The organism is Halorhodospira sp. 9628, assembly GCF_022228075.1.
GTDB classification, from domain to species: Bacteria; Pseudomonadota; Gammaproteobacteria; order Nitrococcales; family Halorhodospiraceae; genus Halorhodospira; species Halorhodospira halophila_A.
Genome location: NZ_JAJNRF010000005.1, coordinates 22,004 through 45,581, shown reverse-complemented (window position 1 = coordinate 45,581; position 23,578 = coordinate 22,004). Strand labels below are relative to the sequence as shown.

General features: G+C 69.4%; 20 protein-coding genes and 1 pseudogene. 10 read left to right on the top strand and 11 right to left on the bottom strand.

The genetic code is table 11. The features are described from left to right. Nucleotides 1-6 precede the first annotated feature (6 nt). The 9 genes and pseudogenes from ppc to LRG10_RS06695 all read right to left on the bottom strand — a co-directional run bounded on the left by ppc (nt 7) and on the right by LRG10_RS06695 (nt 10,371). Nucleotides 7-2,658 carry a phosphoenolpyruvate carboxylase gene (gene ppc, locus LRG10_RS06735; protein WP_201241818.1) on the bottom strand — a complete coding sequence of 884 codons (2,652 nt, stop codon included), beginning with the start codon at nt 2,656-2,658 and terminating at the stop codon, nt 7-9. A gap of 45 nt (nt 2,659-2,703) precedes the next feature. Then, nucleotides 2,704-3,084: a cyclic nucleotide-binding/CBS domain-containing protein gene (locus LRG10_RS06730; protein WP_255772131.1), complete on the bottom strand. Its 381-nt coding sequence runs from the start codon at nt 3,082-3,084 to the stop codon at nt 2,704-2,706. A 147-nt stretch (nt 3,085-3,231) separates the two neighbouring features. Next, a pseudogene (gene icd, locus LRG10_RS06725) lies at nt 3,232-4,473 on the bottom strand (isocitrate dehydrogenase (NADP(+))); the annotation flags it as partial. A gap of 111 nt (nt 4,474-4,584) precedes the next feature. Further along, nucleotides 4,585-5,547: a thioredoxin-disulfide reductase gene (gene trxB / locus LRG10_RS06720; RefSeq protein ID WP_201241817.1), complete on the bottom strand. Its 963-nt coding sequence runs from the start codon at nt 5,545-5,547 to the stop codon at nt 4,585-4,587. Nucleotides 5,548-5,621: 74 nt separating this feature from the next. Beyond that, entirely contained in the window at nt 5,622-7,025 is a 1,404-nt protein-coding gene (locus LRG10_RS06715; protein WP_201241816.1) for an MFS transporter, read from the bottom strand. Next, on the bottom strand, nt 7,022-8,716 hold the full coding sequence (locus LRG10_RS06710; protein ID WP_238634999.1) for a TrkA family potassium uptake protein: 1,695 nt from the start codon (nt 8,714-8,716) through the stop codon (nt 7,022-7,024). Before LRG10_RS06710 ends, LRG10_RS06715 begins: the two co-directional genes overlap by 4 nt. A gap of 15 nt (nt 8,717-8,731) precedes the next feature. Next, nucleotides 8,732-9,115: a DUF6394 family protein gene (locus tag LRG10_RS06705; RefSeq protein WP_201173209.1), complete on the bottom strand. Its 384-nt coding sequence runs from the start codon at nt 9,113-9,115 to the stop codon at nt 8,732-8,734. 19 nt (nt 9,116-9,134) lie between these two features. Continuing rightward, entirely contained in the window at nt 9,135-9,311 is a 177-nt protein-coding gene (locus LRG10_RS06700) for an endonuclease V (RefSeq protein WP_338018463.1), read from the bottom strand. 16 nt (nt 9,312-9,327) lie between these two features. Further along, nucleotides 9,328-10,371, bottom strand: a complete 1,044-nt coding sequence (locus tag LRG10_RS06695; RefSeq protein WP_238634998.1) for an NADP(H)-dependent aldo-keto reductase — start codon at nt 10,369-10,371, stop codon at nt 9,328-9,330. A gap of 132 nt (nt 10,372-10,503) precedes the next feature. On the opposite strand from LRG10_RS06695, the gene xth reads away from it, so the two are divergent. The 4 genes from xth to LRG10_RS06675 are packed head-to-tail and all read left to right on the top strand — an operon-like array spanning nt 10,504 to nt 14,868. Beyond that, a complete protein-coding gene (xth, locus tag LRG10_RS06690; protein WP_238634997.1) occupies nt 10,504-11,307 on the top strand; it encodes an exodeoxyribonuclease III in 804 nt (267 codons plus the stop codon). Next, the gene (ubiD, locus tag LRG10_RS06685) at nt 11,304-12,770 is read left to right on the top strand and encodes a 4-hydroxy-3-polyprenylbenzoate decarboxylase (protein ID WP_238634996.1); all 1,467 of its coding nucleotides are present in this window, start codon (nt 11,304-11,306) and stop codon (nt 12,768-12,770) included. The genes xth and ubiD overlap by 4 nt, the downstream gene beginning before the upstream one ends. Nucleotides 12,771-12,806: 36 nt before the next feature. Next, on the top strand, nt 12,807-13,814 hold the full coding sequence (locus tag LRG10_RS06680; protein WP_238634995.1) for a CDP-6-deoxy-delta-3,4-glucoseen reductase: 1,008 nt from the start codon (nt 12,807-12,809) through the stop codon (nt 13,812-13,814). Continuing rightward, complete coding sequence (locus LRG10_RS06675) at nt 13,789-14,868, top strand: phytoene/squalene synthase family protein (protein WP_238634993.1); 1,080 nt, start codon at nt 13,789-13,791, stop codon at nt 14,866-14,868. The genes LRG10_RS06680 and LRG10_RS06675 overlap by 26 nt, the downstream gene beginning before the upstream one ends. 22 nt (nt 14,869-14,890) lie before the next feature. Here LRG10_RS06675 and LRG10_RS06670 read toward each other — a convergent pair whose 3' ends face one another. Then, nucleotides 14,891-15,781, bottom strand: coding sequence for a fructosamine kinase family protein (locus tag LRG10_RS06670; protein ID WP_238634992.1), 891 nt, complete (start codon nt 15,779-15,781; stop codon nt 14,891-14,893). A 1,182-nt stretch (nt 15,782-16,963) separates the two neighbouring features. On the opposite strand from LRG10_RS06670, the gene LRG10_RS06665 reads away from it, so the two are divergent. Continuing rightward, nucleotides 16,964-18,325 carry an ethylbenzene dehydrogenase-related protein gene (locus LRG10_RS06665; RefSeq protein ID WP_370645243.1) on the top strand — a complete coding sequence of 454 codons (1,362 nt, stop codon included), beginning with the start codon at nt 16,964-16,966 and terminating at the stop codon, nt 18,323-18,325. Nucleotides 18,326-18,352: 27 nt separating this feature from the next. Here LRG10_RS06665 and LRG10_RS06660 read toward each other — a convergent pair whose 3' ends face one another. Beyond that, nucleotides 18,353-18,898 carry an HNH endonuclease gene (locus LRG10_RS06660; protein WP_201173390.1) on the bottom strand — a complete coding sequence of 182 codons (546 nt, stop codon included), beginning with the start codon at nt 18,896-18,898 and terminating at the stop codon, nt 18,353-18,355. A 302-nt stretch (nt 18,899-19,200) separates the two neighbouring features. Between LRG10_RS06660 and LRG10_RS06655 the strand changes: the two genes are divergently transcribed. Genes LRG10_RS06655 through LRG10_RS06635 form a run of 5 tightly spaced genes read left to right on the top strand, consistent with a single transcriptional unit; the run spans nt 19,201 to nt 23,554 of the window. Next, on the top strand, nt 19,201-20,340 hold the full coding sequence (locus LRG10_RS06655; RefSeq protein WP_201173189.1) for a Re/Si-specific NAD(P)(+) transhydrogenase subunit alpha: 1,140 nt from the start codon (nt 19,201-19,203) through the stop codon (nt 20,338-20,340). Next, nucleotides 20,337-20,636, top strand: a complete 300-nt coding sequence (locus LRG10_RS06650) for an NAD(P) transhydrogenase subunit alpha (RefSeq protein ID WP_011815061.1) — start codon at nt 20,337-20,339, stop codon at nt 20,634-20,636. The genes LRG10_RS06655 and LRG10_RS06650 overlap by 4 nt, the downstream gene beginning before the upstream one ends. Before the next feature lie 2 nt (nt 20,637-20,638). Next, a complete protein-coding gene (locus LRG10_RS06645; protein ID WP_201173179.1) occupies nt 20,639-22,033 on the top strand; it encodes an NAD(P)(+) transhydrogenase (Re/Si-specific) subunit beta in 1,395 nt (464 codons plus the stop codon). A gap of 34 nt (nt 22,034-22,067) precedes the next feature. After that, nucleotides 22,068-22,625 (top strand): TIGR02444 family protein, encoded by a 558-nt coding sequence (locus LRG10_RS06640; protein ID WP_201173178.1) that lies wholly within the window; start codon nt 22,068-22,070, stop codon nt 22,623-22,625. Further along, nucleotides 22,616-23,554, top strand: coding sequence for a RimK/LysX family protein (locus LRG10_RS06635; protein WP_238634990.1), 939 nt, complete (start codon nt 22,616-22,618; stop codon nt 23,552-23,554). The genes LRG10_RS06640 and LRG10_RS06635 overlap by 10 nt, the downstream gene beginning before the upstream one ends. Nucleotides 23,555-23,578 lie beyond the last annotated feature (24 nt).

Here is a 23,578-nt window from a genome sequence, read left to right as displayed (position 1 = left end):
GGCGGTCTATCCCGTGTTGCGCATGCCCGCCGCGATCCCGTTGATGACCACCTGCAGGCCGCGGCGCAGGGAGTCGTCCTCGCACATCCGGGAACGACGCAGCAGCTCGACCTGCAACAGGTTGAGCGGGTCGACGTAGGGGTTGCGGACCTCCACAGCGCGTTTGACCACCGGGAAGTCCGACAGCGGCTGCTCGTGCCCGGTGACGGTCAGCACGGCGTCGCGGGTGCGGGCGAAGCGCTCGCGCAGCTCGTCGCCCACCCCGCGCAGCTCCTCGGGGACCAGGGCGTGCTCGTAGAGCCGGTTGACGCCGGGTTCGGCCTTGGCCACGACCATCTCGACCATGTCGAGGAAGGCCTCGAAGAAGGGCCAGTGGGCGAACATCTCCTGTAGTTCTTCGGTTAGCCCCTCTTCGATGGCCTCTTCGAGCGCCTCGCCAACACCCAGCCAGGCCGGGAGCATCAGCCGGGTCTGGGTCCAGGCGAAGACCCAGGGGATGGCGCGCAGGCTGTCCACGGTCATCTGATCCGGCGAGCGCTTGGCCGGGCGGCTGCCGATGGTCAGCCGCGAGATCTCGTCGATGGGGGTAGCCGCCCGGAAATAGTCCATGAACTCCGGGCGCTCCTTGACCGTGTCGCGATAGGCCGCCATGGCCCGGGCGCTGAGCCGGTCTAGGATCTCGCGCCAGCGCTGCGGCGGTGGTTCCGGCGGGCGGACCGTCGCCTCGAGCACCGAGGTGGTGTAGAGCTCCAGGTTGCGCAGGGCGATCCCGGGCAGTCCAAACTTGGCCTGCATCACCTCGCCCTGCTCGGTGACGCGCAGCGTCCCGTCCACGGAGCCCGGCGGCTGGGCCAGGATGGCGGCGTGGGTCGGGCCGCCGCCACGGCCAATGCTGCCGCCGCGCCCGTGGAACAGGGTCAGATCGATACGCTGCCGGCGGGATAGGGCGACCAGCTGCTCCTGGGCCTGGTAGAGCGTCCACGTGGAAGTCAGGTGACCGGCGTCCTTGGTGGAGTCGGAGTAGCCGATCATGATCTCCTGGCGGCCGGCGATGCGCTGGCGGTACCAGTCGCTCTCGAAGAGCACCTCCATGGTGTCGGCCGCCTCGGCCAGCGTGTCGCGGGTCTCGAACAGCGGCACCACCCGGGTGGGGTGGGTGAGACCGCACTCCTTCTGCAGCAGCTCCACGGCGAGGATGTCGGAGGGCTTCGCGGCGTGGGAGACGATGTACGCCCCCACCGCGTCGGGGCCGATCTCCTCGAGCATGCGGATGGTGTCGAGCACCTCCTGGACCTCGCGCTCCGGCTTGAAGTCCAGCGGGATCAGCGGGCGGCGGTGGGAGAGTTCCTGGAAGAGCCACTGCTGGCGGGTTGGCTCGTCCCACTCGGCGTAGCTGCCCAGTCCCACGGCGCGGGTGATGGCGTCGAGCACCGCGGTGTGGCGCTCCGCGTGCTGGCGGATGTCCATGGGCATCAGGGTGAGCCCGAAACAGCTCACCCGGCGGATGGTATCGAGCAGCTCGCCCTCGGCGACCACCCCGGCGCCGACGCGCTGCAGCGAGTAGTAGCAGCGCAGCAGCGGCTGACGCAGGTCCTCGACGTCGGAGAGGATGTCGCTCTCCGGGGGGCGACCGCCCTGGAGCTTGGCCTCGGCCCAGCGCATGGTCTGGCGCAGCCGCGCCCGGAGCCGCTTGAGCACCACCCGGTACGGCTCCCACGCCTCGCCGCCGACCTCCTCGCGCAGCTCATCGTCGCAGACCTGCAGCGACAGGGTGGAGACCAGCCGCTGGATGTCCCGCTCGTAGAGGTAGGCGGCCATCCAGCGCGAGAGGATGGCCACGTCCCGGGTGACCCGGTGGGTGACGTTGGGGTTGCCGTCGCGGTCGCCGCCCATCCACGAGCCGAAGGTGATCGGCGCGCAGTCCAGGGGCAGCGGGCGGCCGGTGTGCTCGCGCAGGGTGTGATCAAGGCTGCGCAAGTAGCGCGGCACGGCGTCCCAGAGTGTCTGCTCGACCACCGCTAGACCCCAGCGGGCCTCGTCCTGCGGGGTGGGGCGGCGGCGGCGGATCTCGTCGCTGTGCCAGGCTGCGGTGATCTCGCGCTTGAGCGCCAGCCGCGTCTCGGCCACCTCCGTGGGCGTCTGGCCGAAGCGGTCGCGGTTGTCCAGCAGCCCGGCGATGCGGTTGTACTTCTGCAGCATGGTCCGCCGCTGCACCTCGGTCGGGTGCGCGGTGAACACCAGGTTGATGTCCATGCTGCAGATGGCCTCGTGGAGCTGCTCGGGCTCCATGTCGGCGGCCAGTCGGGGGACGGTCTCGGCCAGGGAGCCGAACAGCGGTCGGGCCTCGGGGGTACGGGCCCACTCGCGGCTGCGCCGCACCCGGTGATGCTGCTCGGCGATGTTGGCCAGGTTCAGGAACTGCGAGAAGGCCCGGGCCACCGGGGTGACCTGTTCGGGCGGCAGTTCCGACAGGGTCCGTTCGAGCTCCTGCGCAGCTTCGTCGTCCCCGGCGCGGGCCGTCTTGGCCAGCACCCGGACGCGCTCGACGGTCTCGTAGAGCTCGGCGCCGCCCTGCTCGCGCAGGGTGGCACCGAGCAACTCGCCGAGGTCCCGGATGTCTTCGCGCAGGGCGCTGTCGCTATCCTGATGCTCTTCCATGCCGTTGCGCCCCGCCTGCTTGGGGTGGTTGCGTGGTCACTCGGCCTACTCGGGCAGCCCGAACTGCTCGACGCTGGCGAAGATGTCGGTATCGGAGATGATCCCGATCGGCCGGCCCTGGGTGTCGATGACCACCATGCGCCGGATGTTCTCCGCGCCCATGCGCTCGGCGCAGTCGAGCAGCGAGGTGTCCTCGGGTACGGTGATCAGCGGCCGCGTAGCCACCTCCGAGATGCGTACCTGGCTCGGTTGCTTGGTGGCCGAGACCACCCGGCTGATGACGTCGCGCTGGGTCATGATGCCCATGCCGTCGGCCTCGTCCGGCGCGGGCTGGACCACCACCGAGGAGATCCGCCGCTCGCGCATCAGGTGCATGGCGTCCTCGACGCTGGTATCGCCGGACATGGTGACCAGGTTCGGGTTCATGAGGTCGGCCACCGTGTGCGGCACCCGGCCCGAGGCGACCATCTCCTCGAGTGGAGCGACCACCCGGCGCTGCTCGCGGGCCTGGCGCTCGGCCTCGATCGCCTCCTCGCGCTCGCGCTGGATGCGGTCGATGTCGATGGTGCCGTGCATCTGATCGATCAGCGCGTCGGCGAACTGGCTGGTCTTCACCTCGGTGGCGCCCTGCAGCGAGCGGGCGAAGTCGTAGGTGACGATCCCGGCGCCGACCACCTTCTCGTAGGCGGCGCGGATCAGGTCGGCTGCCTCGCTCCAGCCGATGTGCTCGAGCAGCATGACGCCCGAGAACAGCAGCGAGCCGGGATTGACCTTGTCTTGGTTGGCGTACTTCGGCGCGGTGCCGTGGGTGGCCTCGAATACCGCCACGTTGTCGGACATGTTGGCGCCCGGCGCGATGCCCACGCCACCGACCTCGGCGGCGATGGCGTCCGAGAGGTAGTCGCCGTTGAGGTTCATGGTGGCGAGGACGTCGAACTCGTTGGGCCGCAGCAGCATGAGCTGGAACATGATGTCCGCGATGCGGTCCTTGATGACGATCTTGCCCTCGGGGCGCTTGCCGCCGTAGGTGGCGTAGAGCTCCTCCTCGGTGATGGTCTGGTCCGGGAACTCCTCGCGGGCGACCTCGTAGCCCCAGGTGCGGAAAGCCCCCTCGGTGTACTTCATGATGTTGCCCTTGTGCACCAGGGTAACGCTCTCGCGGTTATGCTCGATGGCGTACTCGATCGCCTTGCGCACCAGGCGCTTGGTCCCGAACGGGCTGATCGGCTTGACGCCGAGACCGGCGCCGTCGAAGAACGTCTCGCCCATCTCCTCGCGCAGGAAGCGGGCGACCTTCTCGTTGTCGGCGCTGCCGGCCTGGTACTCGATCCCGGCGTAGACGTCCTCGGTGTTCTCGCGGAAGATCACCACGTCGATGTCCTCGGGGCGCTGCAGCGGCGAGGGGACACCGGCGTAGTGGCGCACCGGGCGGACGCAGGCGTACAGATCGAGCTCCTGGCGCAGGGAGACGTTCAGCGACCGGAAGCCGCCGCCCACCGGCGTGGTCAGGGGCCCCTTGATGGAGATGAGTACGTCCTTCAGGGCGGCCTTGGTCTCATCGGGGAAGTAGTTGCCGTCGTACAGGGCGGCGGCTTTCTCGCCCATGTACAGCTCGGCCCAGTGGATCTTGCGCCGCCCGCCATAGGCCTTCTCGACCGCGGCGTCCCAGATGCGCATGCAGGCGCGGTTGATATCGGGCCCGATGCCGTCGCCCTCGACGTAACCGATGATCGGGTTGTCCGGGACCTGAAGTCGGCCGTCGGACCCGACGGTGATCTTCTGGCCGCCCTCGGGGTACTGGATTTGTTGGCTCATGGCTCCTCCCGCTGGATTTCCTTTCGGCGGCGCGTGGCCGGTCCGGCTTTTGGCCGCGGTCCCGGCGCCTGTGACAAACGGGCTCTATTCTCAATCAGCCCCCGGGGCCAATCAAGAATGGGCGAGCCGCTCCAGGTAACGCTCCACGTCCAGCGCGGCCATGCAGCCGGTGCCGGCCGAGGTGACCGCTTGGCGATAGACGTGGTCGCAGACGTCGCCGGCGGCGAACACACCCGGGACGCTCGTCGCCGTGGCGTTGCCGTCCAGGCCGCTGTTGACCCGGATGTAGCCGCCGGACATGGCCAGCTGACCCTCGAACAGCCCGGTATTGGGGGAGTGGCCGATGGCGATGAAGACGCCCGAGACCTCGCGTTCAGCGATCTCGCCGCTTTCCGTATGGCGCAGGCGCACGCCGTTCACGCCGCTGTCGTCACCGACGACCTCCTCCAGGGCCCGGTTCCAGCAGATATCGACGCGCCCCTGCTCGACCCGCTCCATGAGTTGGCGCTGGAGGATCTTCTCGGCGCGCAGGTTGTTGCGTCGGTGCACCAGGGTGACGTGGGAGCAGATGTTCGCCAGGTACAGCGCCTCCTGGACGGCGGTGTTGCCGCCGCCGACCACCGCAACCGGCTGATTGCGGTAGAAGAAGCCGTCGCAGGTGGCGCACGCCGACACGCCCTTGCCCATGAATTGCTTCTCGGACGCCAGGCCGAGGTACTTGGCGCTCGCCCCGGTGGCGATGATCAGCGCGTCGCAGGTGTAGCGATGCTGGTCGCCCTCCAGGGTGATCGGCTGCCCGGCCACGCTTGCGGTGTGGATGTGGTCGAAGATGATCTCGGTGTTGAAGCGCTCGGCCTGGCGGCGCATGCGGTCCATGAGTTCCGGACCCTGAATGCCTTCCGGCTCGCCGGGCCAGTTGTCGACCTCCGTGGTGGTGGTCAGCTGGCCGCCCATCTCCATGCCGGTGACCAGGACCGGATCGAGATTGGCCCGCGCGGCGTAGATGGCCGCGGTGTAGCCGGCCGGGCCGGAGCCGAGGATCAGCACGTTGCAATGCTTGCTCTGTTGGGCCATGGGGTCACGACTCGTCTGTTTCCAGGGGTGGATGCACCGCACGCCCGGCGCGCGCGGCCGGGGATATGTTAGCGCTATTGCAAGGGTGTCTCTACGCCGTCGCGCCCCGGTCGGTGGATGCGGTCCGGGTGGGCGTAGCGCAGCAGGACCAGGGCCAGGGCGATCGCCGGGAGCCCGGCGGCGGCAGAGATCATGAAGAAGTGGACCCAGCCCACCTGCTCGGCGACGACCCCGGTGAAACCGCCGAGGAACTGACCCGGCAACGTCATCAGCGAGCTGAACAGCGCGTACTGTGTGGCCGTATAGGCGGTGTTGGTCAGGCTCGCCAGGTAGGCGAGGAAGACCGCGATCGCCATACCGCCAGTGACGTTGTCGGCCACGATGGCCGCGATCAGGCCGTGGATCTCCGGACCCAGTGTCGCCAGCCACGAGAAGGTGAGGTTGGTCAGTGGCGCCAGGATGGCGGTGGCGATGAGCATCGGCGCGATGCCCACGCGGCTGACCATGACGCCGCCGAGGGCGGCGCCGAAAAGGGTCATGGCGAGGCCGAAGGCCGCCGCGATGTTGGCGATCTGGTCCTTGGTAAAGCCCAGGTCCAGGTAGAACGGGTTGGCCATCACGCCCATGACGATGTCGCTGACGCGGAAGGTGGCGACGAACAGCAGGATGATGATGGCCACCGGGAGGCCGAAGCGCTTGAAGAAATCGGCGAAGGGGCAGAGCACGGCGCCGATCAGCCAGGCCGTAATCCGCCGGCGCAGGCCCCGGTGCGGGGTCCGCTCCAGGTAGTCGACGACCCGCTGCTCCAATTGCCGCGTGTCGCGGCTGACGGCCACCTGCGGCTCGCGGATGAGCAGCGTTGTGGTCAGGCCCACGCCCATGAGCAGCGCCATGCCGCTGTACGCCAGGGTCCAGTTGCCCCAGGCGGCCAGGTGCAACGCTCCGGCCCCGGCGGCGAGCAGGGCGATGCGGTAGCCAAAGACATAGGTGGCCGCCATGGCCGCCTGCCGATGGCGGGCGGCGGCCTCGACCCGGTAGGCGTCGATGGCCACGTCCTGGGTGGCCGAGCCGAAGGCGGCGGCGACGGCGAACACGGCCACCAGGCCCAGGTACTCGGTGGGGTCGGTCAGTGCCATACCGAGCAGTGAGCTGGCCACGATCAGCTGCGCGAGCAGCATCCAGGAGCGGCGCCGCCCCATCCAGGGGCCGAGCACCGGCAGGGTGAGGCGATCGACGAAGGGCGCCCAGACCACCTTGATGCTGTGGGCGATCCCCACCCAGCTGAGAAAGCCGATGGCGGCCAGCTCGACGCCCATGTCCTGGAGCCACGCGGTGAACGTGCCGCCGACCAGTAGCAGCGGCAGCCCCGCCGAGAAGCCGAGGAAGGCCATGGCGATGACCCGCGGGTGCAGATAGACCCGCAGCCCGGCGTAGCTGTTGCGCTCGGCCGGTGCGGTGGGGGTTGCCTCCTCGCTCACCGGCGCTCCCCCAGCCAGCGCCAGATGGAGCCGTCGGGGCGCTGCTCGCCGGTGGTCAGATAGCGCAGCGTGTTGCGGTGGAACAGGGTCCAGCGCAGCTGCGCGCGCGCCTCGGTGGTCCCGCAGCACAGCAGCCGGTCCCCCGGTTCCAGCGGCACCTGCAGATCGGGCAGGGGGACCACGGCCTCCGGGCGGACCAACAGCAGCGCCACGGTGTTCATGCCCTGGCCGCTCTGCTGGGGGTCAGCCAGGATGTCGCCGATGGCCACCTCGGCGCCCTCGTGACGGAGTTCAAGGATCGCCGGGCTGCGGCGCTCGCTCACCTCCAGGGTCCAGATCTCCGGAACCCGGCCACCACTGACCTCGCGGATGCGTCGGGCCACCGCGGCGTGCCAGCTGCGGTCGAACCCGCGTGCGATGCGTAGGAATTCCGGCAGCAGCGGTGCCGTGATCAGGCTCAGCATGCGCGTGGCGATCAGGTAGCTCGGTTCCACCGGCATTTGCAGCTGCGCCGCCTTGAACAGCGGCCGATGGGCCATCTGGTTCTCGCGGGCGGCGAGGTAGAGGTCCGGCTTGATGTCCCGCGCGGTCATGACGATGGAGAGGTTGTCCGCATCGTCGTCGGTGCCGGCGAGCACCGCCTCGGCCTGCTCGACGCCGGCCTCGCGCAGGGTCACCGCCTCGGTCCCCTTGCCATAGATGGTGCCCTCCGGCGCGCCGGTCTGCTCCGGGGTCCGCTCGATAACGGTGTAGGGCACGTTGACCTTGTCGAGCCGCCGGCAGACCGCCTTGCCGAAGCGCCCGTAGCCACAGATCAGCCACCGGCCCGAAGGGGGGCGGGGTGGCTCGAACAGGGGGGTGTTGGGCATCCCGGAGAGCCACTCGTAGACCCGATGCATCTCCGGCTTGGTGATCGCCAGCGCCAGACGGTCGGCGAACGAGGAGAACGGATCGACCACGTGGTCCGTACCGAACGAGGCCATGTTGTCCGCCGTGGCGCGGTTCTCGGCGCGGCAGATGACGCGCTGCTCCGGGTGCAGCAACCGCACCGTGATGGCGATCTGCAAATTGGTGTGGTCGTCGTTGGTCACCGCCAGCACACCGGCGCACTGCGGGTGGTCGAGGCCGGCAGCGCGCAGGTTGTCGGTGACGTTGGCATCGGCCTGCCAGCCGGGGACGAACAGCCGCAGGTCACGGGTCTCCAGCTCGGCGATGCGCTCGCGGTCGACATCGAGCACGGTGGCCTCCCAGCCGCGCTCGGTGAGCGAGCGGACCAACAGGGAGCCGGTGTCGCCGTAGCCGCAGATGATCCAGAACGGGTCGGCGAGGCGCCGCACCCGGCGCCGGAAGCGCCCGGCCTCCACCGTGCGGCGGAAGATCGGATCCTGGATCAGCCCGACGATGGTCACGATGGCGTAGAACCAGGCGATCACCGGCGGGTAGATGGCCAGCATGTACCCGAAGCGCTGCGCGTAGTTGAACTCGTGCGGATACTCGCCGAAGCCGATGGTCGGCGCCGTGTAGGTCAGGAAGTAGAGGGCGTCGATGAAGTTCATCCGCCACGGCTCGCCGTCCGGGTGCTCGCCGGGGATGGCCATGAGCACCAGGATGCCCAGCGCATAGCTGCCGATGAGCACCAGCAGCGGGCCGCGCATGCGGCGCAGCACCATGTAGAAGGCGGCGTTGCCCATGGATCGGTCCTGCGCCTAGCGGTGGATCTTCACCGTCTCGATGATCAGCAGGGTCACCGAGACCACGTTGGCCACCAGCGCACCGCTGGCTAGGGAGACGATGCTGGCCATGGTCATGTCGGTCAGGCCCACGCCGGTGCCGTAGACCGCCACACCCCAGAGCACGGCGGCGGCAATCAGCTGCAGGTCGGCGACCAGGCTCGCCGCCAGGAGGATGGCGCCGATCTGCGTCCGCTCGCCGAACTTGAGCACCGTAGCGATCAGGTTGACCACGATGGCGGCGAACAGCTCCCAGGCGGCGTGGTGGTCCGGGTTGTCGATCGTCCCGTAGACGAACCCGAAGTTCAGGGTCAGCGCCAGCAGGATGAAGAAGCCGAAGACGACCTTCTCGAGATTCATGAGAACTCCTTGGTTTCCGTCAGCCGCCGCGCGAGGCCAGCCGATCGGCGGTGCGGATCGGCTCCGGGAGGCGGTAGCGGGTGCAGCAGGCCATCACCCAGGCCGCTGCCGTGTCGTAGTCTAGGCGGTGACCGGGCGAGACGTATACCGGCCGCACCCGTGCACGGGTGCGCAGCACCGTGCCGGGCCAGGTCATGTCGCCGGCCCCCGGCTTACGGGCACGGGTTGGGGTTGGCGGCGTGGATCGCCTCGATGCCGTCATGCACCGCCTCGGGCAGGGTCAGATCGGCCGCGGCCAGGTTGTCGGCCAGCTGCGCCTGGGTCGTGGCGCCGATGATTGTGCTGGTGCAGAAGGGCCGTTGGGTGGCGAAGGCGATGGCCATCTGCGCCGGGTCGAGATCGTGCTCGCGGGCCAGCTCGACGTAGGCCCGGGTGGCCGCCACGCCCCGCTCGCCGGTGTAGCGCTGAAAGCGCTCGTAGAGGGTCAGCCGGGCCGCGGCGGGGCGCTGCCCGTCCAGGTACTTGCCGCTGAGCACACCGAAGCCCAGCGGCGAGTAGGCCAGCAGGCCGCAGCGCTCGCGGTGGCTGACCTCAGCGAGGCCCACCTCGTAGCTGCGGTTGAGCAGGCTGTACGGGTTCTGGATGGAGACGATGCGCGGCAGGCCCAGGCGTTCGGCCTCGGCGATGAAGCGCATCGCCCCCCAGGGCGTCTCGTTGGACAGGCCGATGGCGCGGATCCGCCCGGCGGCCACCAGCTCGCCCAGCGCCTCCAGGGTGCGCCGGATGCGCGCCCGCTCGTCCTCGCCTTCTTCCTCAGGGCAGGGATAGTCGAGTTGCCCGAAGAAGTTGGCGCGGCGCTCGGGCCAGTGAAGCTGGTAGAGATCGATGTAGTCGGTCTGCAGCCGCCGCAGCGAGCCGTCCACCGCCTCCTGGAGCTGCTCGGCGGTGTAGGCGCGCTGTCCGTCGCGGATCGAGTCGAGCCCGGGGCCGGCGATCTTGGTGGCGATGACCAGGTCCTCGCGGCGAGGCTGGCGGGCCAGCCAGCTGCCCAGATACGCCTCGGTGCGCCCGGCGGTCTCGGTGCGCGGTGGCACCGGGTACATCTCCGCGGCGTCGATGAAGTTGACCCCACGCTCGGTGGCGAGGTCGAGCTGCGCGTGGGCCTCGGCCTCGGTGTTCTGCTCGCCCCAGGTCATGGTCCCGAGGCAGATGCTGCTGACGCGCAGATCGGTGTGGCCGAGTGGACGGTATTCCATGGGCGTGCCCTGCTGTCGGCGTGGACCCGGTCAGTTTCCCGGCCGCGCCGGCTGCCGGCAAGCCCCCGGCGGACTCGTGGCGGCGCCGGCGAGCCGTTAAGCTGGGGGCGACCGCCGAAGAAGGAGACCCCGGTGAAGATCGCCTCGTGGAACGTGAACTCCCTGAAGGTCCGCCTGCCGCAGGTCAAGGCGTGGGCGCAGAGTGCCGCACCGTCGGTGATCGCCCTGCAGGAGACCAAGGTCCCCGACGACCAGTTCCCGCTCACGGCGCTGCAGGAGGCCGGTTACCAGGCGTGTTTCGCCGGCCAGCGAACCTACAACGGGGTGGCCGTGCTTGCCCGCAGCACGCCGGAGGAGGTGGTGACGGATCTGCCCGGCTTCGCCGATGCCCAGCGCCGGGTGCTCGCCTGTACCGTGGACGGGGTGCGGCTGATCAATCTCTACGTGCCCAACGGCCAGGAGGTGGGCTCGGAGAAGTACGACTACAAGCTGCGCTGGCTGGAGGCCCTGCACCACTGGGTGGCCCAGGAGCTGGCGGCCCACGAGCAGGTGGTGGTACTGGGCGATTTCAACATCGCCCCAGAGCCGGCGGATGTCCACGACCCCGCCGAGTGGGAGGGCAAGGTGCTGTTCAGCCCGCCCGAGCGCGAGGCGCTGCAGGGGGTGCTCGACTTGGGGCTGGTGGATACTTTCCGGCTGTTTGAGCAGCCCGAGGCGCAATTCTCCTGGTGGGACTACCGGGTCAATAGTTTCAAGCGCAACCGAGGCCTGCGCATCGACCTCATCCTGGCCAGCAGCGCCTTGGCGCGGGCCTGCACCGCGTCCGGGGTCGACGTCGAGCCGCGCCGCTGGGAGCGTCCCTCGGATCACGCCCCGGTGGTCGCCGAGTTCGACCCCGCGCTGCTGGCGGGGGGCGAGGGCGGGAGCCCGGTATGAAGTACCGCGACCTGCGCGAGTTCCTCCAGCACCTCGAGGCCCGGGGCGAGCTCAAGCGTATCCGCCACCCGGTGGACCCGCATCTGGAGATGACCGAGGTCTGCGACCGGACCCTGCGTGCCGGCGGCCCGGCGTTGCTCTTCGAACGCCCGCGCGGCTTCGACACGCCGGTGCTCGGCAACCTCTTTGGCACGCCGCACCGGGTGGCCCTCGGCATGGGCGCCGAGGATGTCGCCGCGCTGCGCGAGATCGGCGAGCTGCTGGCCTTCCTGCGCCAGCCCGAGCCGCCCAAGGGGATGCGCGATGCCTGGCGGCAGCTGCCGGTCTTCCGCCGGGTGCTGGACATGTCGCCGAAGACGGTGCGCAAGGCGCCGTGCCAGGAGCGGGTGATCGAGGGCGAGGACGTGGATCTGTCGCGCTGGCCGATCCAGACCTGCTGGCCCGGCGATGCCGGTCCGCTGATCACCTGGGCCCTGGTGATCACCCGTGGCCCGGAGAAGGAGCGGCAGAACCTGGGCATCTACCGCCAGCAGGTGATCGGCCGCAACCGGGTCATCATGCGCTGGCTCGCCCACCGGGGTGGGGCCCTGGATTTCGCCGAGCATCAGCGCCACCACCCCGGCGAGCCCTTCCCGGTGGCGGTGGCCCTGGGGGCGGATCCGGCCACCATCCTCGGCGCCGTCACGCCGGTGCCCGATGCCATCAGCGAGTACGCCTTCGCCGGTCTGCTGCGCGGCTCGAAGACCGAGCTGGTGACCTGCAAGGGGTCGTCGCTCCAGGTGCCCGCCTCGGCCGAGGTGGTGCTCGAGGGCCACATCCACCCCGGGGACACTGCCGAAGAGGGCCCGTTCGCCGACCATACCGGTTACTACAACGAGACCGAGACCTTCCCGGTGTTCACCATCGACCGGATCACCCACCGGGCGGCGCCGATCTACCACTCCACCTACACCGGACGGCCCCCGGACGAGCCGGCGGTGCTCGGCGAGGCGCTCAACGAGGTCTTCGTGCCCATCCTGCGCAAGCAGTTCCCGGAGATCGTCGACTTCTACCTGCCGCCGGAGGGCTGCTCCTACCGCCTGGCGGTGGTCACGATCCGCAAACAGTACCCCGGGCACGCCAAGCGCGTCCTCCTCGGGGTCTGGTCGTTCCTGCGCCAGTTCATGTATACCAAGTTCATCATCGTCACCGATGACGACGTGGACGCCCGCGACTGGAAGGCGGTGATCTGGGCGCTGACCACCCGCAGCGACCCGCGGCGCGACGCCACCTTCATCGACCACAGCCCTATCGACTACCTCGATTTCGCTTCCCCCGTCTCGGGGCTGGGGTCGAAAATGGGGCTCGACGCCACCAATAAGTGGCCCGGGGAGACCGACCGCACCTGGGGCACACCGGCCACCATGGATGAGGCCACCCGGGCCCGGGTGGACGCCTATTGGGCGGAACTCGGTCTTGATTGACGCGGCAGCGGCCGCCCACGAACCAGGCAGAGGGTCATGACCTACACCGTGCGCTTTAGTGACGGCACCGAGATCGGTGCCGAGCCCGACGAGGCGGTGCTCGACGCCGCCCTGCGCCAGGGCGTCTCGCTGCCCTATGGCTGTCGCAACGGCGTCTGCGGGACGTGCCGTGCGCCGGTGCGCGCTGGCGAGATCCGCTACCCGCCGGGTCAGCCCAAGGCGCTGGATGATGCCGAGCGTGCCGCCGGCCTGGCCCTGCTCTGCCAGGCCCGCCCCGCCAGCGACCTGGCCGTGGACCTGGAGCCCCTGGGCGACGCCGCGGCGCCGCCGCGCATCCTGCCGGCGCGGGTGGCGCGCATTGAGCACCTGGCGCCCTCGGTCTGCCGTCTCTTCCTGCGTCTGCCCGAGGACAAGCGTCTGCCCTTCCGGCCGGGGCAGTATATCGACGTCCTGCTCGCCGACGGCGAGCGGCGGGCCTTCTCCCTGGCCAGCTCGCCGTTGGAGGATGACCATCTGGAGCTGCACATCCGCCACATCCCCGGCGGACGGTTCACCGATCACGTCTTCCAGCGGATGCGCGAGGGCGAACTGCTGCGCATCGAGGGGCCTCTGGGCCAACTCTATCTGCGCGATGACGGCGACCGGCCCGCGCTGCTGGTCGGTGGGGGCACCGGTTTCGGCCCGCTCAAGGGGATCCTCGAGCACGCCCTGGCCCGCGGCGATCGGCGCCGGTTTCACCTCTACTGGGGCACCCGCGAACGCGCCGGACTCTACCTGGACGACCTGGCCCGCCGCTGGGCCGAGACCTATCCCGGTGTGGATTACACCCCGGTGCTCTCCGAGCCCGGCGCCGAGGACGCGTGGGACGGGCGGGTCGGCTGGGTGCACGAGGCCGTCGTGCACGACCACCCGGACCTCTCCGGCTTCGATGTCTACATGAGCGGCCCGCCGCCGATGACCGAGGCTGCGCGGGCGGCCTTCCTCGAGCACGGACTGAACCCGGAGCGACTCTTCTACGATGCATTCCACTTCAGCCACGAGTGATCGCTACAGGGCCTACCGCTGGGCGGTGAACCGCGCCTATCAGGAGGCGGCGCTGCCCGGCGTATCGCGGACCTTTGCGCTGACCATCCCGCAGTTGCCCGAGGTGCTGCGCGATACCGTCACCAACGCCTACCTGCTGTGCCGGGTGGCGGATACCATCGAGGACCACTCGGCGGCCGACGTCGAGGCCAAGCACGACCTCATGATCGGCCTCAAGGAGGCCCTCCACGGCGCCCGCGATCCTGGCCGGCTCGCCAGGGAAATCGAGGCGGTGCTCGACTGGGACACGCCGCCGGCCGAGCGCGATCTGGTCGTGTCGCTGCCACGGGTGATCGCGGTGACCGGCGGGCTGCCCGAGGCCCACCAGGGGCCGGTGATCCGCTGCGTTTCGGTCATGGGCGAGGGGATGGCCCGCTTCCAGCGCCTGCGCTCGCCGGTAGGGCTGGCCGACCGGGCGCAGTTCGAGGAGTACTGCTACTACGTCGCTGGCGTGGTCGGCGAGATGCTCACCGACCTGTTCATCCTCGAGGTCGAGGGGTTCGACAGCAACCGCGACGAGATGATGGACCTGGGCCGGCGCTTCGGCCTCGGGCTGCAGGCGACCAATGTCATCAAGGATGTCTGGGCCGACCGCCAGCGGGGGGTCTGTTGGCTGCCGCGGGAGGTCTTCACCGAATCCGGCTGCAGCCTCGGCCCCGACGCGGACTGGAGCGAGGACCCGGGGTTCCACCGCGGTATCGGCCGCATGGTCGAGATTGGGGTCGAGCACATGGAAGCGGCGCGTGCCTACATCCTGCGCATTCCCCCGACGCAGCCGGGCATCCGCCGTTTCTGTGCCTGGGCGGCGACGATGTCGCTGGCCACGCTGCGGCAGATCCGCCGGCACCCCGGCTTCAAATCCGGCGACGAAGTCAAGATCAGCCGCCGCCAGGTGCGTCGCCTGGCCGGGTTGACCAACTACGCCGCCGAGCGCGACTGGGCCATGCGCACGGTGCTGGCCTGGAGCGGCCGTGGGCTGCCACGGCCGCTGGTGCGCTCGCGCGAGCCGGCGTGAGCGACTGCCACGCGGTGTTGGCTCAGCCGCCGATCTCGGCCAGCAGCCGATCGATCAGCCGCTGCGACTGGCTCCGGTACATGCCGCCGAACAGGTTGAAGTGGTTGAGCACGTGGTAGAGCTGGTAGAGGTCGCGCCGTACCGCGTAGCCGGGATCACGCGGCCAGATGGCGTCGTAGCCCTCATGGAAGGCGCTCGGGAAACCGCCGAATAGCTCGCTCATGGCCAGGTCGGTTTCGCGGTCGCCGTAGTAGGTGGCCGGGTCGTAGATCACCGGCGCGCCGTCGCGGGCGAAGCCGGCGTTGCCACCCCACAGGTCGCCGTGGAGCAGCGAGGGGGCCGGCGTGTAGTCCCGGAACAGTGCCCCCAGCCCCGCCGCCAGGCGTTCCCCGGCGTCGACCACCCGGCGCCCGGCGCCGCGTTCGGCGGCCAGGCGCAGCTGGTGGCGCAGCCGCCGCTCGCGGAAGAACCGGACCCAGTCCTCGTCCCAGCCGTTGGGCTGCGGTGTCGCGCCGATGAAGTTGTCCCGGTGCCAGCCGTGGGCCGCGGCGCAGGCCCCGTGCAGGGCGGCCAGCCCCTCGCCCAGGCGCCGGTAGCCGGCGGTATCGCCCCGGCCGGAGAGGTCGATGTGCTCGAGGACCAGGAAGTACTGTCCGCCGTGAGCGCCCTCGGCGATCGGCCGCGGCACCCGCAGTGCCCCGGCGCCGGCCAGCTCGCGCAGGGCGTCGGCCTCGGTCTCGAACAATTCGGCCCCGGCGGCATCGTTGATCTTGACGAAGAAGCGGCGGTGCCCGTCGCTGAGGGTGAAGGCGTCGTTAATGCAGCCGCCCCCGGCGCCGCCCCGGCGGGCCGGGCCGAAGGCTTCGCCGGTGGCCTCGGTGATGGCGGTCTCGATGGTTTGTTGCAGATCCATGGCCAGCGCTCCTGCGGTTCAGGGGTCGGATGCGTGACGGACAACGTGCAGAATAGGCGGCTGCGACTCAACCGTCCCGGACCCCGTTCCGGGTGTCCACAGCGAGGTGCCACCGTGTCCCGAATCCCCCGATCCGCCACCCTGGCCTGCGCCGCAGCGGCCCTGTCCGCCGGCGGTTGCGCCACCCTCGACCGGGAGTACGAGGCCGCCTTGCTGCTCGGCGATCTGAGCGCCGAGGGCCACGAAGAGACCCGCCTGCAGGATCGCGGCGGCGACCCTGAGCGCACTTCAGTGCGCTACGACAAGGGCCAAGGCGAGCGCGAGGCGGATCTCTACCGCCCGGACGGCGAGGCCCGCGGCAACCTGGTGCTGATTCACGGCCTGACCGAGCAGGGCAAGGACGACCGGCGCCTGGTGGAGATGGCCGAGAGCCTGACCCGAGTCGGCTACCGGGTCCTGGTGCCCGAGGTGGAGGGGCTGCGCGAGCTGCGCTGGGGGCCGGAGAATCGCGATGACGTCGCCGATGCGGTCCGCCATATGGCCAACCGCGAGGCGAGTCGCGGGCTGCCCCTGGGGGTGAGCACCCTGAGCCTGATGAGCGGTCCGGTGCTGCTCGCCACCGCCGACGACGAGCTGCGCCGGCGCGTGGAGTTCGTCGCCCTGATCGGTGGGTACTACGATCTTGGGGCGTGGCTGCGCTACATCACCACCGGGTACGACGCTTTGGCCGACGCCCAGGATGACCCGGCGCCACGGGCGGAGAGCCGCTGGGTTCTCCTCCAGGCACTGGCCAGCCGGGTGGACGGGGATGACCGGGAGTGGCTGCAGCGTATCGCCGAGCGCCGGCTGGATGACCCAGAGTCGGACATCGGCGCCGAGCGCGCGGCGCTGGGCGAGGAGGCGGCCGCCCTGGTGGATCTGCTCGCCAATGACGACCCCCAGGCCTTCGATGACTACTTGGAGCAGATCCCGGCCGCTTACCGCGATGCCTTGGAGGAGCTGGACCCGTCCCGTCGGGATTGGTCGGACTACCACCCGGAGCTGCTGTTGGTCCACGGCACCAACGACCGGGTGGTGCCCTTCTCCCACAGCGAGGCACTGGAGGCGGCGGCGCCGGAGGCCCACCTCTACCGCAGCGCTGGTCTCGCCCACGTGGAGCTGGAGGGCGGTCTGTTCGACAGCGTGCGGCTGTGGCGGGCGGCCTCGGCGCTGCTCGACGTCCGCCTGGAACCGGACCGGCCCCTGGCCGAGGATGCGCAGCGTAACGTCTATATCCCGCCGCGCGGCGAGCTCGAGCGCACCTTGCGGGTGGGGGCCGTCTACAACGACGAGGCCATCCAGATCCGCTACGAGTTCGCCACCGAGGCCCCGTCCTGGTATCACCAGTACTGGGTCTACGAGGTGGAGGGGCGCGGCAGCGGTGGCGAGTGGGTCCGCTACGGGAGTGGGGGTCCGGAACCCGACGAGCACGGCCTCTACGAGGACCGCATCTCCATGCTCTTGGACGACGGGGACGTCGGGCTGGACCGCTACGGCGGATTCATGACCGCCCACGAGGGTATGCGCGGGCTCACCGGCGCCGCCGGGGCCGACGAGGTACGGGCCCACCCCCACCTGGGCGAGACCCTGGGGCGCTCGGACGTGCGCAAGTACATCCCCCAGTCGCGCGAGGACGGTGACGGCGCCGCCGACTGGGCGGCCGTGCGGGATGAGGCGGAGCTTGAGGCGATGCGCGAGCGCGGTGAGTTCCTCGACCTGTGGCAGTGGCGTGCCCACCGCTCCCATCCCCTGGGTTACGCCGACAACGGCTACGTCCTCGAGTACCGCCACAGCTCTGCGGGACGCGGCATGTTCACCGACAACTGGGACGACGAGGCGGAGCAGCCGCGCTGGATGTACGACCCCGACGAGGCCGGCTTCCGTGCCCTGGACCGCGAGCGGTTGTTCGCGGGTGACTACGACCAGGACGACCTTTACTACCTGAGCGAGGGGCACGCCACCGATTTCGACCCCGACCACCCCTGGGAGGACGGGGACGTTCTGCCGCAGCGTTTCCTGCAGGAGCCGGACGGCAGCCGCGGGGCGATCCGGGCCGACGGTGGCTATGAGGACGGCGCCTGGCGAGTTCGCCTGACCCGCTCGCTAGAGGCGCCGGACCCCACAGACAGCCACGCCCTGGAGCCCGGTGAGGTCTACGACGTGGCCTTCGCCGTCCACGAGGGCGTGGGGCAGCGCTGGCACCGGGTCTCGATGCCGCACACGCTTGCCCTGGCCGGGGAGGCGGGCGACGCCCCGGAGGCCGACATCGTGGCCACTTACACGGAGGGCGATCTGGACGAGGCCGAGGTGGCGTGGGCCGATATCGGACTGATCTACCCGGGGCAGATGACCTGGGACTGGCTCATCGACCGGGGCCGCGGCGGTCACCCAGGCGCGGGGCATGTCCTTGGCGGCGAGGACGCCATCGGCGACGAGCACCGGCTGCCGCAGCTCCAGGACTACCTGCTCTACGAGGAGCGCCGGCGCATCGAGCGCTCCGAATAGGCCGCCTCGGAGAAGGGCGCTGCTGGGCTACGGCTCGCGCACCCGCAGCGGGCTGCGCCGCGGGAAGTGCGAGCGCAGGAACTCCATCTGGTCGGCAAGGATGCGCCGGCCCTGCAGGTAGACATACTCGGCGTGGGTGGGCGTGAATGGCACCGCCAGCAACTCCATGCCCGCGGCCTCCGGGGTCCGGTCGCTCTTGTGGTTGTTGCAGCGCTTGCAGGCGGTGACCACGTTGTTCCAGGTGTTGGCGCCGCCGCGGCTGACCGGGGTGACGTGATCGCGGGAGAGTTCGGAGGAACGGAAGCGCCTGCCGCAGTAAAGGCAGAGGTGGGCGTCGCGGCGGAACAGGGTCGGATTGTTGAGCGGGGGCGTGTAGCCCGGTCGACCCTTGAGCGATGCCTGTCGGGTTCCCTCGGTGGCGATGATCGAGTTCAGGTCAAGGTACGATCGTCGCCCGGTGGCCGAGTTGAACCCGCCTCGGACCCGGTAGAGTGTACTGCCGCAGGCGTAGGCGACCTGGCCGAGGTAGTAGTAGCGGACCGCCTCCTCGAAGCCGACCCACTCCAGCGGCATGCCGGATATGTCGGTGCGCAATATGCGGTGTTCGAGCACTGCCCACCCCCGTGTCAGGCATTGGGCTTGCCCTCTTATAGCCGGTTGGCACGCCTCTTGACAACAGTCGGTGGGCGGGGTTGCGGTTTTGCCGCACCGCGGCACCGCTTCACACCCCGTGGCCGATTCGCTAGCATCTGCCCGTTCGGCTGGGCGCGCGGCGGTATCCGTGCGCCGTGATCCGGGCCCGGGTCGAGGCCCGTCCGGACAGTCGTCACGAACAATCCAACGGCTAACAACTGCCGCAAACGGGGGATCAAACCATGGCCATCAAGGTTGCCGTGCCGAAGGAGACCCGGCCCGGCGAGCGGCGTGTCGCGCTCGTCCCTGGGGTCCTGAAGCAGTTCGGCAAACTCGGCGTCGAGCTGCTCCTGGAGACGGGAGCGGGTGAGGGCGCCGGGTTCGATGATGCCGATTACGAAGCCGGCGGTGTTCGCATCGTCCAGTCCCGTGACGAGCTGCTCAAGGAGGCCGATGTCCTGCTCAGCGTGCAGCCGCTGAGCGTCAAGGAGACCGGCCAGGTGAAGGAAGGAGCGGTGCTCATCAGCTTCCTGACGCCCCACGAGGGCGACGAGCGGATCCAGACGCTGTGCAAGCGGAAGGTCACCTCCTTCGCTATGGAGCTCGTCCCGCGGATCACCCGGGCCCAGTCCATCGACGCCCTCTCCTCCCAGGCGGCTGCCGCCGGCTATAAGGCCGCGCTGATCGCCGCCGAGCGTTCCCCGCGTTTCTTCCCGATGCTCACCACCGCCGCCGGGACCATCCGTCCGGCCAAGGCCGTGGTGGTCGGTGCCGGTGTGGCTGGCCTGCAGGCCATTGCCACCTGCCGCCGCCTCGGCGCCCAGGTCGAGGGCTACGACGTGCGCCCCGAGACCAAGGAACAGGTCGAGTCGCTCGGTGCCAAGTTCATCGACACCGGGGTCTCGGCCGTAGGCGAGGGCGGCTATGCCCGCGAGCTCACCGCCGAGGAGCAGCAACAGCAGGCCGAGGTGCTGGCCAACCATGTCGCCAACGCCCATGTGGTGGTGACCACGGCCGCCATCCCGGGCCGCCCGGCGCCGAAGATCATCGACAAGGCGACGGTCGAGCGCATGGGCGGTGGCACGGTGATTGTCGACATGGCCGCCGAGACCGGCGGCAACTGCGAGGTCACCAAGGCCGGCAAGGACGTCACCCACAACGGGGTTCTGGTGGTCGGGCCGAAGAATCTCCCCGCCAGCGTCGCCGTCCACACCAGCGAGATGTACAGCAAGAACCTGTACAACCTGCTGACGCTGATGGTTCAGGATGGTGACCTGACTCTCAACTGGGACGACCAGGTGATCGCGGATACCTGTCTGACCCACGACGGCCAGGTTCGCCACGGGGCCACCCGGGAGCGCCTGGAAGGAGGTAAGTCATGATCGAGGTCGGCGGGCTCGTCGCACTCTATGTCTTCATGCTCGCAGCGGTGGCCGGTTACGAGGTCATCACCCGGGTGCCGGTCATCCTGCACACGCCGCTGATGTCCGGCTCGAACTTCATCCACGGCATCGTCGTCGTCGGCGCCATGGTCGCCCTCGGCGTCGCCGAGACGCCGCTGGAGCAGGCCATCGGCTTTGTCGCCGTGCTGCTCGGCGCCGCCAACGCCGTCGGCGGCTACGTCGTCACCGAGCGGATGCTCGATATGTTCAAGAGCAGTAAGAAGGAGGACGGCTGAACATGAGTGTCGTAGTCCAACTCAGTTACTTCGTCGCCTCCATCCTGTTCATCTTCGGCCTGAAGGCCATGAGCTCGCCGGTGACGGCGCGCAAGGGCGTGATGTGGGCCGGTGTCGGCATGGTCGTGGCCACGGTGGCCACCTTCGCCCACCCGAGCGTGGGGATGGAGAACATCTCCCTGATCCTGATCGCCATCGTCCTTGGCGGCGCCTTCGCCTGGTACACGGCGCTCAAGGTGCAGATGACCGAGATGCCGCAGATGGTGGCGGTCTACAACGGCCTCGGTGGCGGTTCCGCCGGTGCCATCGCCGCGGTCTCCCTGCTCCAGGGCGCGCGAGCGGACGAGGGCTCGGTGGCCGCGGCCATGGGCTCCGACGCGGCCGCACTCGGCCTGCTCGGTGCGGTGATCGGCTCGGTGGCCTTCTCCGGCTCCATGATCGCCTGGGCCAAGCTGGATGATCGCCTGAAGAAGTCGACCCTGGTCGAGAACCACCAGTGGTGGAACGTGGCTCTGGCCGCGGCGACCCTGCTGCTGGCGATCTGGGTGTTCAATACCGGCTCCGGCTTCCCGATCCTGCTGTTCTTCATCGCCGCACTGGCGCTGGGCATCTTCATCACCGTGCCCATCGGCGGTGCCGACATGCCCGTGGTCATCTCCCTGTTCAACGCCCTGACCGGCCTGGCCGTGGGCTTCAAGGGGTACGTCCTGGGCAACCTGGCGCTGATCATCGCCGGTACGGTGGTGGGCGCCGCCGGCATGCTGCTGACCCTGCTCATGGCCAAGGCCATGAACCGTTCGCTGCTGAACATCCTGTTCAGCGGCTTCGGAGCCGCTCCGGCCGCCGCCGAGTCGGAGGCCGAGGGCGAGATGAAGGAGGTCGGTCCCGCCGACGGCGCCTACATGATGGGGTACGCCGACCGGGTGATCATCGTCCCGGGCTATGGCCTGGCCGTGGCGCAGGCCCAGCATAAGCTCTGGGAGATGGTCGAGCTGCTGCAAAAGCACGACGTGGACGTCAAGTTCGCCATCCACCCGGTGGCCGGCCGCATGCCGGGCCACATGAACGTGCTCCTCGCCGAGGCCGGCGTGCCCTACGACATGATCTACGACATGGATGAGATCAACGAGGAGTTCGAGGACACCGACGTGGTGCTGATCATCGGCGCCAACGACGTGGTCAACCCGGCCGCCCGGGAGGACGAGGGCAGCGCCATCTACGGCATGCCGATCCTCAACGTGGACTACGCCGACCAGGTTCTCGTGGTCAAGCGTGGTCGGGGGGCCGGCTTCTCCGGTGTGGAGAACAAGCTGTTCTTCCGCGACAATACCCGCATGGTCTTCGGCGACGCCCAGAAGGTCGTCTCCGAAATGGTCCAGACCGTCAAGGGTATGTAAGCCGGCTGCGGCCGGTCTGCTGGAGGCAACGGGTTTGCTGGATGAGTCCGAGCGGCTTTGGCGCTTCGCCGAGGATATCTACGCCAGGCCGGGCGTCGAAGCCGCCTGCCTCAAGCTTCAGGCCCGCTACGGGCTGTCCATTTCGCTCCTGCTGGCCGCCGTCTGGAGCGGTCTGCAGGGGCGGGGGCGGCTCGGGGTCTCCAGTGCCGAAGGTGCCATCCGCCGGGGCCAGGAGTGGGATCGAGAGGTCATCGACCCGCTCCGGGCCCTGCGGCGCCACCTCAAGCTGCATCCGCCCCGCGATCTGGCGGATGACAACCACGAGCTTCGCAAGCAGCTGATCGCCGCCGAGCTCCGCGCCGAGGCGATTGAGCAGAAGCTTTTCCTGCAAGACCTGCCCACGGACCTTCCCGCCGCCCCGGAGGGCGAGCGCTGGCGCGACGCCGCGTGGAATGCCGGCGTGGTCGTACGACGCAAGTGCCCGACCTGCGACCCGGAGGCGGTTTCGGCCATCGCGCGGATCCTCTGCGAGGCGTGCGAGGGGCTCGGGAACGAAACTGCGACGGAAGAGGTCCGACGGGTATGGCCCTGATCAACCTGCCGCGTGCCGCCCTGCTGGCGGTGGGCGGCGCCCTGTTGCTGGCCGGCTGTACGGCCCCGGATCACCTGCTCATCGAGAAGGCCGAGACGGAACGTTTCGAGCAGCGCTTCGACAGCGTCGACGAGCGTCTGGAGGCCCTGGCCGAGGCCCAGGAGCGATCCCGTGAGCTGGCGCGCGAGGCGCAGCTGGCGCGCATCGCCGGCGCCATGGAGGCGCAGACGGCGAACCGCTGGCTGGTGCCGCTGCGCCCCGTCGATCCGGGCGACCCCGAGTGCTCGGACGAGCCGGCCTGTCCCGACGATCAGTTGCGCCCGGGTCAGGAGCTCAGTGCCGACGGCATGCTCGTCTTTGGCGAGATCGAGGAGCTGCAACTGGATCCGCCGGGGCTGCTGTTCGATGCCCGGATCGATACCGGCGCCTCCACCTCCTCGGTGGACGCCCGCGAGATCGAGGAATTCGAGCGGGATGGCGAGCCGTGGGTCCGTTTCCAGATGCTCAACCCGGACGGCGATGGCCGGATCGCCATCGAGCGCCCCAAGGCGCGCAGCGCCACCATCGTTCAGGCCTCCGGGCGGGAGTCACGGCCGGTCGTGGAGTTGCACGTGACCATCGGCCGCTTCTCGGAGACGGCCGAGTTCACCCTGACCGACCGCAGCCACCTGACCTACCCGGTACTGATCGGCCGCGATGTGCTGCGCGATGTGGCGGTGGTCGACGTCGGCCTGAAGCGTGCCACCGAACCCGTGACCCCGGATGACGAGGATCTCGACGCCATCGATGCCGATGACCATGTCGAGGAAATTATCGAGGAAGACGACGAGGATCCGGGGGAGGACGGGGACGATGACGACAAGGACGATCAAGACAACGACACGGATGGCGACGAGCAGGAGGCGGACGACGATGACGGGGACGAGTAGACGGGCCGGGCGGCCCGCCACTGC

Excerpts from the sequence above, each read along its gene's own strand:
- ppc (WP_201241818.1), bottom strand. The coding sequence starts at position 2,658 with ATGGAAGAGCATCAGGATAGCGACAGCGCCCTGCGCGAAGACATCCGG.
- LRG10_RS06730 (WP_255772131.1), bottom strand. The coding sequence starts at position 3,084 with ATGAACCCGAACCTGGTCACCATGTCCGGCGATACCAGCGTCGAGGAC.
- trxB (WP_201241817.1), bottom strand. The coding sequence starts at position 5,547 with ATGGCCCAACAGAGCAAGCATTGCAACGTGCTGATCCTCGGCTCCGGC.
- LRG10_RS06710 (WP_238634999.1), bottom strand. The coding sequence starts at position 8,716 with ATGGGCAACGCCGCCTTCTACATGGTGCTGCGCCGCATGCGCGGCCCG.
- LRG10_RS06705 (WP_201173209.1), bottom strand. The coding sequence starts at position 9,115 with ATGAATCTCGAGAAGGTCGTCTTCGGCTTCTTCATCCTGCTGGCGCTG.
- LRG10_RS06700 (WP_338018463.1), bottom strand. The coding sequence starts at position 9,311 with ATGACCTGGCCCGGCACGGTGCTGCGCACCCGTGCACGGGTGCGGCCG.
- LRG10_RS06695 (WP_238634998.1), bottom strand. The coding sequence starts at position 10,371 with ATGGAATACCGTCCACTCGGCCACACCGATCTGCGCGTCAGCAGCATC.
- ubiD (WP_238634996.1), top strand. The coding sequence starts at position 11,304 with ATGAAGTACCGCGACCTGCGCGAGTTCCTCCAGCACCTCGAGGCCCGG.
- LRG10_RS06680 (WP_238634995.1), top strand. The coding sequence starts at position 12,807 with ATGACCTACACCGTGCGCTTTAGTGACGGCACCGAGATCGGTGCCGAG.
- LRG10_RS06675 (WP_238634993.1), top strand. The coding sequence starts at position 13,789 with ATGCATTCCACTTCAGCCACGAGTGATCGCTACAGGGCCTACCGCTGG.
- LRG10_RS06670 (WP_238634992.1), bottom strand. The coding sequence starts at position 15,781 with ATGGATCTGCAACAAACCATCGAGACCGCCATCACCGAGGCCACCGGC.
- LRG10_RS06660 (WP_201173390.1), bottom strand. The coding sequence starts at position 18,898 with ATGCCGCTGGAGTGGGTCGGCTTCGAGGAGGCGGTCCGCTACTACTAC.
- LRG10_RS06655 (WP_201173189.1), top strand. The coding sequence starts at position 19,201 with ATGGCCATCAAGGTTGCCGTGCCGAAGGAGACCCGGCCCGGCGAGCGG.
- LRG10_RS06650 (WP_011815061.1), top strand. The coding sequence starts at position 20,337 with ATGATCGAGGTCGGCGGGCTCGTCGCACTCTATGTCTTCATGCTCGCA.
- LRG10_RS06645 (WP_201173179.1), top strand. The coding sequence starts at position 20,639 with ATGAGTGTCGTAGTCCAACTCAGTTACTTCGTCGCCTCCATCCTGTTC.
- LRG10_RS06635 (WP_238634990.1), top strand. The coding sequence starts at position 22,616 with ATGGCCCTGATCAACCTGCCGCGTGCCGCCCTGCTGGCGGTGGGCGGC.